Here is a 13675-nt window from a genome sequence, read left to right as displayed (position 1 = left end):
TGGTTCAGTCGGCCAGGGCGCGCGTGACGACCTCGCGCACGTCGGTGCTGAGCGACGGGTGCTCGGCCACGGCCTCGATGGCTTGGCTCGCCGCGCTGCGGTACGGTTCGGCCAGTTTGCGCCAGCGGTCGAGCGCGCGCGCCAGGCGGGCCGCCACCTGCGGGTTGAAGGCATCGATCTCCAGCACGCGCTCGCGCCAGAACGCATAGCCCGCACCATCGGCACGGTGGAAACCCGCTGGGTTGGCGTGGCAGTAGGTGCTGATGAGGCTGCGCGCACGGTTGGGGTTACGCAGATGGAAGTCGGGGTGGTGCAGCAGTGCCTGCACGCGCGGCAGCGCGTCGCCGTTGCGGTCGGGCGCGCTGGCTTGCAGCGCAAACCATTTGTCCAGTACCAGTTCTTCGTGCTGGAACAGCGTGTGGAAGCGCTCCAGCGCTGGCGCGGCCAGTTCGTGCCCCGCGTGCACCAGGGCCGACAGCGCCTGGTAACGGTCGGTCATGTTGGTGGCGTCCTTGAAGCGCTGGTAGGTCTTGCCCGGCCAGACGGGGTTGCCGTTGTCGCGCGCCGCCAGGCACAGCATGTGCAGGGCCAACCCTGCCAGGGCGCGGCGTCCGGCCGAGACGGGGTCGGGCCGGTACGCGCCGTTGTCGCGGTGCGCCTCGAAAGCCCACATCCAGTCCTCGTGCAGCGCGTGCGCCAGTTGCTGGCGCATGGCCTCGCGCACCGCGTGGATGCGCTGCGGATCGACCTCGTCGAGCTGTTCGGCAATGTAGGTCTCTGCTGGGGGCGTGAGGACGAGTTCCTTGAACGCGGCATCCAGCGCCGGGTGGCGCAGCACGTCGCGCATGGCCTGCACGGTGGCAGCGTCCAGCGGCTCGTGCACGGGGCCGTCGGCGCGCACGGCCGCCAGGGCGCGGCGCAACAGCAGCTGCTGGCCGGCTTCCCAGCGGTTGAAGGGGTCGGTGTCGTGTGCCAGCAGCACGCGCAGCTCGTCGTCGGTCAGCGCGTGCTCCAGAATGACCGGTGCACTAAAGCCCCGCAGCAGCGAGGCGATGGGCGCTGTATCCACCCCTTCGAAGACCACGCGCGTCTCGGGTTCGTGCAGCACGATCAGGCGTTCGGTGCCGGGCAGTGTGTGCCCCTGGTGGTCCAGCAAGCCCATCGCCACGGGGATGACGAAGGGCAGTTTGTCGGGCTGCCCCGGCGTGGGCGGGCAGCTCTGGCGCAGCGTCAGGGTGTAGGTGCGCGCGGCGGGGTCGTAGTCGCTGCTGACGTGTACCCGCGGGGTGCCGGCTTGGCTGTACCAGCGCTTGAACGGCTCCAGCAGCCGTGCCAACTCGCTGCCGGGGTTGGCGTCGGCCATCGCCTGGGCAAAGTCGTCGCAGGTCACGGCCTGGCCGTCGTGGCGCTCGAAGTACAAGTTCAGCCCCCGGGCAAAACCCTCGCGCCCGACGAGTGTTTGCATCATGCGCACCACTTCGGCGCCTTTTTCGTACACCGTCACGGTGTAGAAATTGTTGATCTCGGCGTACTGGTCGGGCCGTACCGGGTGTGCCATGGGGCCGGCGTCCTCAGGGAACTGCACCGTGCGCAGCACGCGCACGTCCTCGATGCGGCGCACCGCGCGCGCCGAGGGGCTGCCTGCCATGTCCTGGCTGAACTCTTGGTCGCGAAAAACGGTCAGGCCTTCCTTGAGGCTGAGCTGAAACCAGTCGCGGCACGTGACGCGGTTGCCGGTCCAGTTGTGGAAATACTCATGCGCCACCACCGACTCGATGTGGGCGTAATCCGCGTCGGTGGCCGTCGCCGGGTTGGCCAGCACGTACTTGGTGTTGAAGATGTTGAGGCCCTTGTTCTCCATCGCGCCCATGTTGAAGTCGCTGGTGGCGACGATCATGAAGCGCTCCAAGTCCAACGGCAGGCCAAAGCGCGTCTCGTCCCAGGCGATGGCGGCCATGAGCGAGTGCATGGCGTGCTCGGTTTTATCCAGGTCGGCTGGGCGTACGTAAATCTGCAACAGGTGGTCGGTGCCGCTGCGGCTGCGGATGGGCTGGCTGCGGCAGACCAGGTTGCCCGCCACCAGCGCAAACAGATAGCACGGCTTGCGGTGCGGGTCGACCCAGCGCGCCCAGTGGCGGCCGTCGTCGAGCTCGCCTTGCTCCACCAGGTTGCCGTTGGACAGCAGCACGGGGTAGCGCACCTTGTCGGCGCGCAGCGTCACGGTGTAGGTGGCCATGACGTCGGGCCGATCCAGGAAGTAGGTGATGCGTCGGAAGCCTTCGGCCTCGCACTGGGTGAAAAACGTGCCCTGGCTGACGTACAGCCCCATGAGCTGGGTGTTTTTTTCGGGACAGCAGGTGGTGAAGATTTCGAGCTCGAACGGCTCGGGCCCGGCAGGCAGGTTTTCCAGCACGAGCTGCGTGCCATCGTACTTGAAGCTGGTGCCCTGGCCGTTGACGAGCACGCGCGCCAAGTTGAGGTCTTCGCCGTCGAGGCGCAGCGGCTGCGGGGGCAGATCCGGGTTGCGGCGCACGCGCATGCGGTTGAGCACACGCGTCTTGGCCGGGTCGAGGTCGAACGTCAGGTCGACCGAGTCGATCCAGTACGCCGGAGGGGTATAGTCTTCGCGGCGGACGATGCGGGGGGAGCCTTCGCGGGCAGCGGTCATGGTGTCATCCTGTGGGGCTTGCCGGGGTCAGACGCCTTGCTTGAGCGAGGCTTCGATGAAGACGTCGAGATCGCCGTCCAGCACTTTCTGGGTGTTGGAGACTTCGACGTTGGTGCGCAAATCCTTGATGCGGCTTTGGTCCAGCACGTAAGAGCGGATCTGATGCCCCCAGCCGACATCGGTCTTGGTGGCTTCGAGCTGCTGCTGGGTTTCCATGCGCTTGCGCATCTCCAGCTCATAGAGCTTGGAGCGCAGGCGCTGCCACGCCAGATCGCGGTTGGAGTGCTGGCTGCGGCTGTCCTGCGCCGTCACCACGATGCCGGTGGGGATGTGCGTCAGTCGAACGGCCGAGTCGGTCTTGTTGATGTGCTGGCCACCCGCGCCGCTGGCGCGGTAGGTGTCCACGCGCACGTCGGCGGGGTTGATCTCGACCTCGATCGAGTCGTCGATTTCCGGATAGACGAACACCGAGGCAAACGAGGTGTGGCGCCCACCCGAGGAGTCGAAGGGCGATTTGCGCACCAGGCGATGCACGCCGGTTTCGGTGCGCAGCAGGCCAAAGGCATAGTCGCCCTCGACCTTGATGGTGGCGCTCTTGATGCCGGCGGTGTCGCCGGGCTGCTCGTCTTCGACCGTGGCTTTGAAGCCCTTGCGCTCGGCATAGCGCAGGTACTGGCGCAGCAGCATTTGCGCCCAGTCGCAGGCTTCGGTGCCGCCCGCGCCGGCTTGGATGTCGATGAAGCAGTTGTTCGGGTCCGCCGGGTTGTTGAACATGCGGCGGAACTCCAGCCGCTCGACCTCGGGCGCGATGCGCTCGACGTCGGCCTCGATGGTCTCCAGGCCCGCGTCGTCGTCCTCGGCGCGCGACATCTCGAACAACTCGGTATTGTCGGCCAAATCCTGTGCCAGCCGGTCGAGCACCAGCACCACGTCCTCGAGCGACTTCTTTTCCTTGGCCAGCTCCTGCGCGCGCTTGGGGTCGTTCCACACGCCCGGGTCTTCCAGCGCGGCGTTGACCTCGGACAGCTTCAGCGCCTTGGCGTCGTAGTCAAAGAAACCTCCGCAAGTCGGCGACGCGCTGCGTCAGATCTTGCAGTCGGTGGGACAGGGCGTTGAGGCGTTCGGCTTCCATGGGCAAGGCTTTCTGCGTGCGTTTCTTTGAGCGGATTTTTCCAACCCTCCATTTTCGCACGGGGGCGCGCCCGCCGCGTGCCCCGGCCCGGTGGCGAGTGCCGGCGCCGGCCTCAGTGGCGCCGACCCAGCTGCGCCAACAGCATGCCCGCCACGATGAGCGCCGCGCCGCCCCAGCCGCGCCAGCCGATGGCCTCGCCTAGGATCCACCAGCCGCCGATGGCGGCGAAGACCCCTTCGCTGCTGTAGATGACCGCCGCGTGCGAGGCTTTGGCCGAGCGCTGGGCGACGACCTGCAGGGTGTAGGCGATGCCGATCGACAGAATGCCGCCCCACGCGATGGCGCCCGCCGCGCCCAGCAATGCGTCCAAGGCGATCGGCTCGTCGCGCCCCACGGCAGCCACCCACGACAGTGCGCCTGCCACCGCGTATTGCACCACCGACAGGCGGATGGCGTCGTGGCGGCGCGCCCAATGGCTAACCAGCAGTACGTGCACCGCCCACAGGCCGGCGCTGATGAGCTGCAGCCAATCCCCCGGCGCAATCGTGGCGTCGGGCTTGACGGACAGGAAGTACAGCCCCGCAGTCGCCAGCGCCACGGCCAGCCACACGGGCAGGCCGACTGGCTGGCCCAACAAGCGCATCAAGATGGGCACCAGCACCACGTACAGGCCCGTGATGAAGCCCGCGTTCGAGACGGTGGTGCCCAGCAGGCCGACTTGCTGCAGGTTGATGGCGGCAAACAGCACCAGGCCCAGCAGCGCGCCGTCACGCCACAACCCGGTGCTGTCGATGCGCGGCACGGCGGCAAACGGGCCGCCGCGCCACCACCACAGCGGCGCGATCAGCGCCAGCCCCAACATCAGACGCGCAGCGGTGTAGGTGAAGGGGCCGACACTATCCATGCCCAGCTGTTGCGCCACGAAGGTCGAGCCCCAGATTGCCGCGGTGAGCAGCATGAGCAGGTCGGTTTTCCAGGTAGAAGCCGCCATGTCACGCGCCTCCACCGGCGCCGATGGCGTCGTCGGCCGCCTCGAGGTGGGCCTCGAACAGCGTGGCCACCTGCCGTGGTTGGTCGTGGTGCAGCATGTGTCCGGCGTCGTCCACGCGCGCGATGCGGCAGCGCGGCACGGACTGCAGACGCCGGTGGTACTCCGCCAGCGAGTGCTCGCCCCGCGGGAACCACTGTGTCAGGCTGTCATCGCTGGCTTCGACCGCCAGCACGGGGGCCGTGATGGCGGCGTAGATCGCCAGCACCTCGTCCACCCGGTAGAGATGGCTGCTGCGCACCTTGTGTGCCACGTCGCCCAGGATGACCCAGTCGCCCTCCGGGCGTGCCGGATCGAGCGGGCGCGCCCAGTGGCTGGCCAGCCAGCGCGCCCGGTCTTCGGGTAGGCGGCGGTTGGTTTTCATCAGGCGCCGGGCCACGCCATCGAGGCCGGTGTAGGTTTTGAGCGTGAGTTCGCCGCGCGCCAGTTGGTGCAGCTCGTCCATCCACGCCGCGTAGCGCCGCGGGGCCTGCTCGGGTCGGGTGGCGGGCAGGCCAAATCCCTCCAGATTGACCAGGCGTCGCACCCGCGCCGGGCGCACACCCGCGTAGAGCATGGCCACGTTTCCGCCCATGCTGTGGCCGACCAGGTCGATCGGGGCATCCGGTGCGCGCCCCAGGCGGGCGTTGATGCGCTCGATCAAGAAGTCGAGATCGGCCAAGTAGTCGGCAAACAGGTAGTGGTCCGCGTTGCCGTAGGGGGGTGGGGCTGCGGTTTGTCCGGCGAGGTGCGCCGCGCGTGTCAGGCCAAAGCCGCGCCAGTCCGGTGCGATGCAATGGCGCTCGGTGGCCAGCGCATCGACGACGAACTGCCACGAGGCCGAGACGTCCATCCAGCCATGCAGCAGCCACAGCGGCGGGCGTGCCGGGTCGGGCTCCCCCCATTCGCGCAGGTGATAGCGTTGGTCACGCACAGTCACGAACGTGCTGCGCGAGCGGCGTCGAACTTGGTACATTCCCAGCATTATTCCCAAGACGACGGGGGAGACACGCCATGCCCAGTCAAGTGCACGACAGTCGCCACGCGGTGCCCGACTCCTACCCGGTGCTCTACACCACCTTTCGCTGGCACGTGCCGGCGAGCTTCAACATCGCGCAGGTGTGCGTGCGGCGTTGGGCGGAGGATCCCGAGCAGGCGCAGCAGCCCGCCATTATCGAAGACGGGCCGGGCCTGACGCGGCCACGTCGCCACACCTTTGCCGATTTGGCCAGCGAGGCCAACCGCTTGTCGCACGCCCTGCGGCTGCTGGGCGTGCGCCGCGGCGACCGGGTGGCCATCGTGTTGCCGCAGCGGTTCGAAACGGCGGTGGCCTACATGGCCGTGCTGCAGCTGGGCGCGGTGGCGGTGCCGCTGTCGCAGCTGTTCGGGCCGGAGGCGCTGGAGTACCGCTTGCAGGACAGTGCAGCCGTGGTGGCGCTGGTGGACGACACCACCGGCCCCGGCGTGATGGCGGTGCGCCCCCGCTGCCCGGCGCTGCGCCACGTGGTGGGGCTGACGGGGGCATTCGATCCGGAGGCCATCGACTGGCCGCACGCGCGCGACGGCCTGCGCGCCGACTTCGCCCTCGTCGAGATCGCCGCCGATGACCCTGCCATCCTCATCTACACCAGCGGCACCACCGGCAACCCCAAGGGTGCCCTCATTCCCCATCGCGCGCTCATCGGCAACCTCAGCGGCTTCGTCTGTAGCCAAAACTGGTTTGGCTTCGACCCCGCCGATCCGCGCCAACGCAGCCAGGCCATCTTCTGGAGCCCAGCGGACTGGGCCTGGACTGGGGGGCTGATGGACGCGCTGCTGCCGACGCTGTACTTTGGGCGGCCCATCGTCGCGTGGCATGGGCGTTTCGATCCGCTGCAGGCGTTTGCTCTGCTCGAGCGCCACCGCGTCACGCACACCTTTTTGTTCCCGACCGCACTCAAGGCCATGATGAAGGCGGTGCCCGAGCCCCGGCGCCGCTACCGCCTGCGCCTGCAGGCCATCATGAGTGCGGGCGAGGCGGTGGGGGATGCGGTGTTCGCCTACTGCCGCGAGCAGTTGGGCGTGACCGTCAACGAGATGTTCGGTCAGACCGAGATCAACTACGTGGTGGGCAACTGTGCGCGCTTGTGGCCGGCCCGCCCGGGTAGCATGGGCCGTGCCTACCCGGGACACCGCGTCGCCGTGCTGGGCGACGATGGACAGCCCGTGCCCTGCGGCACGCTGGGCGAAGTGGCGGTGCACCGGCGCGACGTGCACGGTGAGCTGGATCCGGTGTTCTTTCTGGGCTACTGGGGCAATGACGCCGCCACGCGCGCCAAATACACCGGCGACCCGCTCGACAGTTGGTGTCGCACCGGGGACTTGGCCGTGCAGGACGCCGATGGCTATTTTTGGTACCAGGGGCGGGCCGACGACGTCTTCAAGTCCGCCGGTTACCGCATTGGCCCGGGCGAGATCGAAAACTGCCTGCTCAAGCACCCGTCGGTGGCCAACGTGGCCGTCGTGCCCATGCCCGATCCGGAGCGCGGCAACGTGGTCAAAGCCTACATCGTGCTCACGCCCGAATGGGCGGCTCGACGCGAGCGCTGCGCCGATCCCACCACCGAGTTCGATGCCCCGCTGCTGGCCGAGTTGCAGGCGCACGTCAAGGGCCAACTGGCACCCTACGAGTACCCGAAAGCCGTCGAGTTCATCGACGCCCTGCCCATGACCACCACGGGCAAGGTGCAGCGCCGCGTGCTGCGCCAGCGTGAACTGGAACGGGCCGCGGCGAAGCCTTGATGGGCGCCATCCGCGCTCAGCGATCGTTTTCTTAGGAGCCTGACCACACCATGACCTTACCCCATGTCTCTCTCGGCACCAGTGGCTTGTCGGTCAGTCGTATCTGTCTCGGCACGATGACCTTCGGCGAACAGGTGGCCGAAGCCGACGCGCACGCCATCCTGGACCACGCGCTGGCACGCGGTGTGGATTTCGTCGATACCGCCGAGATGTACTCGGTGCCCGCGCGTGCCGAGACCTACGGCGCGACCGAGACCATCATCGGCCGCTGGCTGGCGGCGCGGCCCGGCGTGCGCCAGCGCATCGTGCTGGCCACCAAGGTGGCGGGGCCCTCGCGCGGCATGCCGTGGATCCGGGGCGACGACGCCGGCCTGACCAAGGCCGAGATCATCACCGCCTGCGAGGGCAGCCTGCGCCGCCTGCGCACCGACTGGATCGACCTGTACCAGATCCACTGGCCAGCGCGCCATGTGCCGATGTTTGGCGTGCTCTCGTTCGATCCGGCCAAGGACAAGCCTTGTGCCAGCATCCAGGAGCAGCTCGAGGCACTCGACACCTTGGTGCGCGCGGGCAAGGTGCGGGCCGTGGGCCTGTCCAACGAAACGCCCTACGGCGTGCACGAGTTCGTGCGTCTGGCCGAGCAGCACGGCCTGCCGCGCGTGGCGACGGTGCAAAACCCGTATTGCCTCATCAACCGCAGTTACGAGAACGGCCTGGATGAGACCTGCTACCGCTTGGGTGTCGGGCTGCTGGCTTACTCGCCGCTGGGTTTTGGATTGCTGACGGGCAAATACGACGACACCGGGCTGGTGCACGCAGGGCCGCCGCAGGGGCGCATGGCGTTGTTCGAGAGCATGCGCAAGCAACGCTGGGGGCGCCCGGAGGCGCTGACCGCAGCGCGCCGCTACAACGCGCTGGCGCGCGAGCATGGGCTCACCCCCACGCAACTGGCGCTGGCGTTTTGCTACCACAACTGGCGCGTGGCCAGCACCATCATCGGTGTGACGTCGCTGGCCCAGCTCGACGCCTGCCTGGACGCGTGGGACGTGACCCTGTCGCCCGAGCTGCTGGAGGCGATCGACCGCATTCGCTGGGAGATACGCGACCCGGCGCAGTGAGCGGGTGCAGCGGCGGTCGCCGCCGACGCTGGCACAATCGCGCGCACGGACCGATACCGACGACGGTCCGCAGGAGATGAGGCGTGTCTGAGGGAATCCCTGTTCTGGCGCCGCTGGTGGCGGTGCTATTGGCCTATTTGGTGGGGTCGCTGTCCTTTGCCGTGGTGGTCAGCCGCCTCATGGGACTGAGCGACCCCCGCACCTACGGCAGCAAAAATCCGGGCGCCACCAACGTGTTGCGCTCGGGCAACAAGGTGGCGGCGGCGCTGACGTTGCTGCTCGATGCTTTCAAGGGCTGGCTGCCCGTGTGGTGCATCGCCCAGTGGGGTAGCGCCTGGGGGCTGGGGGGCGGGACGCTGGCAGCCGTCGCCCTGGCGGCATTTCTCGGGCATTTGTTCCCGGTGTTCTTCCGCTTCCGGGGCGGCAAAGGCGTGGCTACGGCAGCCGGTGTGCTGCTGGCATTCGAGCCGTGGTTGGGGCTGGCGGTGATCGCGAGTTGGATCCTGATCGCGGTATTTTTCCGTTATTCCTCGCTGGCAGCCATCGTCGCGGCGGTTTTTGCGCCGTTGTACTACTGGTTTGGTGACGGCGTGGCGTGGACGGTGCAGGCACCGGTGGGTTTGGCGGTGGCGGTCATGAGTCTGCTGCTGCTGTGGCGCCACATGGGCAATATCCAGCGCCTGCTGGCGGGGCAAGAAAGCAAGATCGGCAGCAAGAAGTCTGGCGCCGGTCGCTGATCGGCGCGCCTCAGCGCCGCAGCGCCAGGCGCGACAGTTGCAGCAGCCTTGGGTGATCTAGCCGTACCCGCACGGCACTGCTGGGCACGCTCGCCTCGATGGCGGTCGCCTCCTGGCGGGTGTCGATGAGCTCGGACTCGAGCACCGGGTGCCCGTCGGCGTCGAGGACGGCGCTGACCCACGGCTCGCTCGGTGCGCCGCTGCGGCGCAGCACCACGGCGACGCGCCCATCGGCGAGGCGCACGTAGGTGCCGGGCGGGCAGATGCCCAGCGTCTGCACCAGCGCGCGCCCGATCTCGTCGAGCTGTCCTTCAGGGCGGACCAGCAGCACGCGGGCGGATTCGGTGACATCGCGTCCGGGGCGTGTCTCCCGCGGGCTCAGTAGTGCGGTGTAGCGGTCCATGCGCTGCAGCAGGCGCACCGCGGGGTCGGTGCTGTCGGGTTCGTGGTGCTGCTCGACGATGTCGAGCCAGCGCGGATCGCGCACCCCGCATTCGCGCAGCCACTGGGCCCCTCGCGCCGCGTGGGTGTCGATGAGCGCGCGCTGCTCGGGCGTGGGGGGCGTGGGCTGGGCGACCAGCGCATCCTGCAGCCGGGTCATGCCGATGTTCATGGTCAGCGCGGCGCGCTCCAGCGCATCACGCTCGGGCGCCGGCAGGCCAATGACGGGGGCGAGCAGCCGGCACATGGCCCAGCAGGCCATCGCATGCGCGGCGCTGTAGCCCACCGTGGTCGATGCCGTGAGCTGGAACAGCCAGTACAGCGTCGCGTCCTCGTCGAGCGCAAGCCGCTTTTGTGCCTCACCCAGCAGCCGCTCCAGCCGCTGGGTCAGATCGGGGTATTGCTGCGGGGCGGCCAGTAGTGCGGCGAGCTGGGTTTCCAGCCCCGTCCAGCGGGCCATCCAGTCCGGCATCGCATCGTAGGCGGGATCGGGTGCGGCGGTCAGCGCCATGGCGACTCCTGCGGGGCGGCGCGCTGGGGTCAGTCGCGGAAGTTGGTAAAGCTCAACGGCAGCTCCGCCATCTCCTTGCGAATGAGCGCGATGGCAGTCTGCAGATCGTCACGCTTGGCGCCACTGACGCGTACCGCGTCGCCTTGGATGGCGGCTTGCACCTTGAGCTTGCTGCCCTTGATGAGCTGCTGGATTTTTTTCGCGTCCTCGGTGGCGATGCCGCTGCGCACGCGCAAGACTTGCTTGACGCGGTCGCCGCCGATCTTCTCGACTTTTCCAGGGTCCAGAAAGCGCACATCGACGTTGCGCTTGGCCAGTTTGGCGCGCAGGATGTCTTCTACCTGCTGGCGCTGGAAGTCGCTGTCGGCGGTGATGGTGATGTCATGGTCCTTGAGTTCCACGGCAGCGCTGGAGCCTTTGAAATCGAAGCGAGTGCCGATTTCGCGTTGGGTCTGCTCGACGGCGTTTTTGACTTCGACCAGGTTGGGTTCGAGCACGGTATCGAACGACGGCATGGATGGGGTCCTTGGAATCAGGCAAGCGGGTTTGCGACAATCCGTGCATGGTAGTCGAGAACCACGTGCCGTTGCAGCCCCTCAATACGTTCGGCATCGCGGCGCGCGCGCACCGCCTGGCGCGCATCCGCAGCGAAGACGACGTGTTGGCCCTGGTGCGCCATCCGGATTGGCGGCCACAGGAGACTTTCATCCTGGGCGGGGGCAGCAACATCGTGCTCACGGGGGACTTGCGCCAGCTGGTGCTCAAAGTCGAGATCCCGGGCCGGCGCCTGCTGCGCGAGGACGAGCGCGGCTGGCTGGTGGAGGCCGGTGCCGGCGAGCGCTGGCACGCCTTCGTGGAATGGACGCTGGCGCAGGGTTGGCCGGGGCTGGAGAATCTGGCGCTCATCCCCGGCACGGTGGGGGCGGCACCGGTGCAAAACATCGGCGCCTATGGGGTCGAGCTGCAGGACCGCTTCCATTCGCTCGACGCCATCGACCTGGAGACTGGCGAGCGCCTGACCTTGCGGCACGAGCACTGCGCGTTTGGTTACCGCGACTCGGTCTTCAAGCATGCGCGCGCGGGTGCATGCGGCATGGGGCTTAAGGGCCGCGCACTGATCACCCGCGTGCGCTTCTGGCTGCCGCGACTGTGGCGGCCCGAGCTGGGATATCAGGATCTGGCGCGCAAGGTGCTCGAAACCGGAATCGCCCATCCGACGCCGCGACAGATTTTTGACTGGGTGTGCGAGATTCGGCGCGCCAAGCTACCCGACCCGGCCGTCCTGGGCAACGCGGGCAGCTTTTTCAAAAACCCCACCGTCACGCCGGAGCAGTGCGCCGACATCATCGGCCGCGACCCCAAGGTCGTGCACTACCCGATGCCGGACGGTTCCGTCAAACTGGCCGCCGGCTGGATGATCGACGCCTGCGGCTGGAAGGGCAAGACCGTCGGCCACGCCGGCGTGTACGAGAAGCAGGCGCTGGTGCTGGTCAACCGCGGCGATGCCGAGCACCCGTGCACGGGCGGCGAGGTGATGACGCTGGCGCGCCTGATTCAGACCAGCGTCTACGAGCGCTTCGGCATCCGGCTCGAGCCGGAGCCGGTCGTGGTCGGGTGACGCTCAGGCGGCCAACGCGGCCAGTGCTGGCACGCGGGTCGGGTCGTCTGGCGCGTGGGAGGCAGCCAAGTGCCCGTCGTCGACGGGCAGCGAGGCGCTCTGCAGCGATTCGACCATGGACTGCGCGCTCAAATAGCCTTGCCTGAGCAGAGCGGAAAAATCCGCGATCGCGCGCTGGCGGGCTCGTTCCATCCGCTGCCGCTGGTTGCCGGCGGCGGCGAGTGGTTCACGCTGGGTGCACGCCAACACCGAGGCCGGCAGCCAAGATTGGGTGTGCCCGCAGGTGGGGCACACCAGTCCGCGGCGCTGTGCCACCAAAACCCCGACGTAGCCGGCAGCGAAGGCGTGCTGACCGTCCTTCGCGTTGGGGCAGGTGAGCGGGTAAGTCGGCGACGGCACGACGCCCGCTTGCAGGCGGTTGATCAGGTCGATTTGCGAGGCGTCGAGCGGTGCTTGTATCCACATGAGAGCGGTTCCGGTAGTGAGTGCGGGATTCGGATGACGTCGATGGCATTTTTGGGGAACGCATTGCCGTCGCCAAGGGTTTCTTGCAACGAGAAAAGTTTGTTACGGCTGGTTACAGTAGCGACCATGGCGCAACGAGAGCTGAAACAGAAACAGGATCTGCCTGCGGCAGTGGCGGGCAGGGTGCGGCACCGACTCGCAGGGGCGCTGGCGCTACTGGTCGTGCTGGGGATGCTGGCCTGGTTCGCTGGGCCTCGCTATGCCTACGGCCCCGACGAACCGGCACCGCGGCCGCAGCCGCCGGTGGCGCTGGCGCAGTTGGACGATTGGCTGGCCGCGCAGGAGGCCGCACACGCGGGGCTGCGCCCTGGGGCGGCCAAGGGAGTCGTCTGGCACGGGCCACGCGGCCAGCGCACGCCGTGGGCGGTGGTCTATCTGCATGGCTTCACGGCCACGCGGGTGGAGACGCAGCCCCTGGCCGAGGAAGTGGCACGCGCCCTGGGTGCCAACCTGTTTCACACGCGTCTGACCGGCCATGGTCTGCCCGCCGAGGCGCTGGCGCAGGCCACGCCGCAAGACTGGCTCGCCGACGCGGTGGAGGGGGTGCGCATCGGTCATGCCATCGGCGAGCGCGTGCTGCTCATCGGCACCTCCACCGGCGCAACGTTGGGGGCATGGCTGGCACAGCGCCCCGATGCGGCCGGGGTGCCGATCGAGCGGCAGGTGTGGATTTCACCCAACTTTGGCCCGCAGGACAAGCGCACCGAGTGGCTGACCGGCCCGTGGGGCGCGCAGATCGCGCAGGCGATCACGGGCGGCACGGTGGGCAAGCCGGCCGACGACCCTCGCATCGAGGCGGGCTGGACCCGCGTCTATCCGGTGCAGGCGCTGCTGCCAATGATGGCGCTGGTCGAGCGCGTGCGCGCGGGCGACTGGGCCGCGGTGCGCACGCCGGTGCTGGTGCTGTTCAGCTCGCGCGACCGCACGGTCGACCCGCAGCAGACGGCTAGCGTTTTCGTGCGCCTGGGCAGCCCCGTCAAAGTGATGGAGGCGGTGGAAGACAGCACCGACCCCGAGCAGCACGTGCTGGCGGGCGAAATCCGCTCGCCCGGCACCACGTCGCGCCTGGCCGAGCGCATCGTGCGCTGGGCACGCGAGGGGCATTGACACCTCTGGT

The 13675-nt window shown here is 68.2% G+C and carries 12 protein-coding genes; 5 read left to right on the top strand and 7 right to left on the bottom strand.

All coding sequences use genetic code 11. The features are described from left to right. Positions 1-4: 4 nt before the first annotated feature. From pepN to ACPYIS_RS13035, 4 genes are all read right to left on the bottom strand, one after another. A complete protein-coding gene (pepN, locus tag ACPYIS_RS13050; protein ID WP_424894532.1) occupies positions 5-2668 on the bottom strand; it encodes an aminopeptidase N in 2664 nt (887 codons plus the stop codon). Between the two features lie 27 nt (positions 2669-2695). After that, positions 2696-3800, bottom strand: a protein-coding gene (gene prfB / locus ACPYIS_RS13045) for a peptide chain release factor 2 (protein ID WP_424894533.1) whose coding sequence is annotated in 2 segments (ribosomal slippage) — positions 2696-3718 and positions 3720-3800 — 1104 coding nt in all. Because the reading frame shifts where the segments join, the coding sequence is not laid out codon by codon here. Between the two features lie 112 nt (positions 3801-3912). Next, complete coding sequence (locus ACPYIS_RS13040) at positions 3913-4791, bottom strand: DMT family transporter (RefSeq protein WP_299019768.1); 879 nt, start codon at positions 4789-4791, stop codon at positions 3913-3915. A gap of 1 nt (position 4792) precedes the next feature. Continuing rightward, positions 4793-5803 carry an alpha/beta fold hydrolase gene (locus tag ACPYIS_RS13035; protein ID WP_424894534.1) on the bottom strand — a complete coding sequence of 337 codons (1011 nt, stop codon included), beginning with the start codon at positions 5801-5803 and terminating at the stop codon, positions 4793-4795. 38 nt (positions 5804-5841) lie between these two features. Between ACPYIS_RS13035 and ACPYIS_RS13030 the strand changes: the two genes are divergently transcribed. The 3 genes from ACPYIS_RS13030 (at position 5842) to plsY (ending at position 9463) form a co-directional block, all read left to right on the top strand. Then, positions 5842-7608 (top strand): acyl-CoA synthetase, encoded by a 1767-nt coding sequence (locus ACPYIS_RS13030; RefSeq protein ID WP_424894535.1) that lies wholly within the window; start codon positions 5842-5844, stop codon positions 7606-7608. A gap of 50 nt (positions 7609-7658) precedes the next feature. Next, positions 7659-8726, top strand: a complete 1068-nt coding sequence (locus tag ACPYIS_RS13025) for an aldo/keto reductase (protein ID WP_424894536.1) — start codon at positions 7659-7661, stop codon at positions 8724-8726. Positions 8727-8821: 95 nt separating this feature from the next. Beyond that, the gene (plsY, locus tag ACPYIS_RS13020; RefSeq protein WP_424895246.1) at positions 8822-9463 is read left to right on the top strand and encodes a glycerol-3-phosphate 1-O-acyltransferase PlsY; all 642 of its coding nucleotides are present in this window, start codon (positions 8822-8824) and stop codon (positions 9461-9463) included. Positions 9464-9473: 10 nt separating this feature from the next. Here the strand turns inward: plsY and ACPYIS_RS13015 are convergent, their stop codons facing one another. Both ACPYIS_RS13015 and ACPYIS_RS13010 read right to left on the bottom strand, forming a co-directional pair. Then, entirely contained in the window at positions 9474-10415 is a 942-nt protein-coding gene (locus tag ACPYIS_RS13015) for an HD-GYP domain-containing protein (RefSeq protein ID WP_424894537.1), read from the bottom strand. Positions 10416-10444: 29 nt separating this feature from the next. Beyond that, a complete protein-coding gene (locus ACPYIS_RS13010) occupies positions 10445-10930 on the bottom strand; it encodes a YajQ family cyclic di-GMP-binding protein (protein WP_299021253.1) in 486 nt (161 codons plus the stop codon). A 47-nt stretch (positions 10931-10977) separates the two neighbouring features. On the opposite strand from ACPYIS_RS13010, the gene murB reads away from it, so the two are divergent. Further along, positions 10978-12033, top strand: a complete 1056-nt coding sequence (murB, locus tag ACPYIS_RS13005; protein ID WP_424858951.1) for a UDP-N-acetylmuramate dehydrogenase — start codon at positions 10978-10980, stop codon at positions 12031-12033. A 3-nt stretch (positions 12034-12036) separates the two neighbouring features. On the opposite strand, the gene ACPYIS_RS13000 is transcribed toward murB, so the two are convergent. Next, positions 12037-12498 carry a hypothetical protein gene (locus ACPYIS_RS13000; protein ID WP_299021248.1) on the bottom strand — a complete coding sequence of 154 codons (462 nt, stop codon included), beginning with the start codon at positions 12496-12498 and terminating at the stop codon, positions 12037-12039. A 126-nt stretch (positions 12499-12624) separates the two neighbouring features. Between ACPYIS_RS13000 and ACPYIS_RS12995 the strand changes: the two genes are divergently transcribed. Next, positions 12625-13665, top strand: a complete 1041-nt coding sequence (locus ACPYIS_RS12995; RefSeq protein ID WP_424858952.1) for an alpha/beta hydrolase — start codon at positions 12625-12627, stop codon at positions 13663-13665. Positions 13666-13675 lie beyond the last annotated feature (10 nt).

It is taken from the genome of Tepidimonas sp. HKU78, from assembly GCF_049860815.1.
Lineage (GTDB): Bacteria > Pseudomonadota > Gammaproteobacteria > Burkholderiales > Burkholderiaceae_C > Tepidimonas.
Note: the sequence above shows the minus strand (reverse complement) of the source record. Positions and strands in the feature narration are given on the sequence as shown.